We start from the raw sequence: 1,429 nt of genomic DNA, 5'->3' as shown, positions 1-1,429 counted from the left end.
AAAATAAATGGTGGGCCTAAATGGACTCGAACCATCGACCTCACGCTTATCAGGCGTGCGCTCTAACCAGCTGAGCTATAGGCCCATTTTTTATGGAGCGGGTGAAGGGAATCGAACCCTCATCATCAGCTTGGAAGGCTGAGGTTTTACCACTAAACTACACCCGCGTTTTATATGGGGCGGCTGATGGGAATCGAACCCACGAATGTCGGAACCACAATCCGATGCGTTAACCACTTCGCCACAACCGCCATTATTTTATTAAGTGGTGGCTCGGGACGGAATCGAACCGCCGACACATGGATTTTCAGTCCATTGCTCTACCAACTGAGCTACCGAGCCATAATTAGTTTTACGCTTCCGCTAAGCTTCAAATCTCTTCGTCAACTTCTACGTTCACATCCTCACATATTTACATACGCTCCGGTGTTCACTCAGTCGTTTCCTCGACCTTTTTGCTTATCGAAACCCTCTTAGATAATACATGGATAGTATTAAAAATTAGTTTATTTATATTATTATGGCGGTCCGGACGGGACTCGAACCCGCGACCTCCTGCGTGACAGGCAGGCATTCTAACCAACTGAACTACCGGACCATTATTAATTGTACTTACAGCACTACTTTATTTCTTCGCTAAGAAGAATAATTGACGTAGTCTCGTCAACTTAAATTGGTTGCGGGGACAGGATTTGAACCTGCGACCTTCGGGTTATGAGCCCGACGAGCTACCAGACTGCTCCACCCCGCGATAATAAAATAGTATGTTCTTATCTTTACTTTGAAAATAAAAAGATATGGAGGAGGAAAGGGGATTCGAACCCCTGCGGGCTTTGACACCCCTGTCGGTTTTCAAGACCGATCCCTTCAGCCGGACTTGGGTATTCCTCCGTATAAAAGATGGTGGACCTTGTAGGACTCGAACCTACGACCGGACGGTTATGAGCCGTCTGCTCTAACCAGCTGAGCTAAAGGTCCATCTGGTTTAAATGATCATATAATGAAAATTGGTAGCGGCGGAGGGAATCGAACCCACGACCTCACGGGTATGAACCGTACGCTCTAGCCAGCTGAGCTACACCGCCATGTTATTTCCTAATTAATTTTATATGGTGGAGCCTAGCGGGATCGAACCGCTGACCTCCTGCGTGCAAAGCAGGCGCTCTCCCAGCTGAGCTAAGGCCCCATGTTTAAATTTGTATGGTCGGGAAGACAGGATTCGAACCTGCGACCCCTTGGTCCCAAACCAAGTGCTCTACCAAGCTGAGCTACTTCCCGTTCTAATAGGATAAGGGATATGTGAGGTCAGATTTCGATCTCACGTCTGACTTCCTAATATATATCTTTATGGCGCGCCCGAGAGGAGTCGAACCCCTAACCTTTTGATCCGTAGTCAAACGCTCTATCCAATTGAGCTACGGGCGCATAT

General features: G+C 47.6%; 12 tRNA genes. All 12 read right to left on the bottom strand.

The features are described from left to right. Positions 1-8: 8 nt before the first annotated feature. Positions 9-85, bottom strand: a tRNA-Ile gene (locus AC4GZ8_RS26390). A gap of 8 nt (positions 86-93) precedes the next feature. After that, a tRNA-Gly gene (locus tag AC4GZ8_RS26385) sits at positions 94-167 on the bottom strand. 8 nt (positions 168-175) lie between these two features. Continuing rightward, positions 176-251: transfer RNA gene (locus tag AC4GZ8_RS26380), tRNA-His, on the bottom strand. 15 nt (positions 252-266) lie between these two features. Continuing rightward, positions 267-342: transfer RNA gene (locus AC4GZ8_RS26375), tRNA-Phe, on the bottom strand. 179 nt (positions 343-521) lie between these two features. Then, positions 522-598 (bottom strand) — tRNA-Asp (locus AC4GZ8_RS26370). 76 nt (positions 599-674) lie between these two features. Beyond that, positions 675-751: transfer RNA gene (locus AC4GZ8_RS26365), tRNA-Met, on the bottom strand. Positions 752-798: 47 nt separating this feature from the next. Next, a tRNA-Ser gene (locus AC4GZ8_RS26360) sits at positions 799-891 on the bottom strand. Between the two features lie 10 nt (positions 892-901). Continuing rightward, positions 902-978 (bottom strand) — tRNA-Ile (locus AC4GZ8_RS26355). A 30-nt stretch (positions 979-1,008) separates the two neighbouring features. Continuing rightward, positions 1,009-1,085 (bottom strand) — tRNA-Met (locus AC4GZ8_RS26350). A gap of 25 nt (positions 1,086-1,110) precedes the next feature. Next, a tRNA-Ala gene (locus AC4GZ8_RS26345) sits at positions 1,111-1,186 on the bottom strand. Positions 1,187-1,201: 15 nt separating this feature from the next. After that, positions 1,202-1,278, bottom strand: a tRNA-Pro gene (locus AC4GZ8_RS26340). A gap of 70 nt (positions 1,279-1,348) precedes the next feature. After that, a tRNA-Arg gene (locus tag AC4GZ8_RS26335) sits at positions 1,349-1,425 on the bottom strand. Between the last annotated feature and the right edge of the window lie 4 nt (positions 1,426-1,429).

The organism is Metabacillus sp. RB-C-LZQ-3-1 (assembly GCF_058315175.1).
This window is presented reverse-complemented; position numbering and strand designations above follow the sequence as displayed.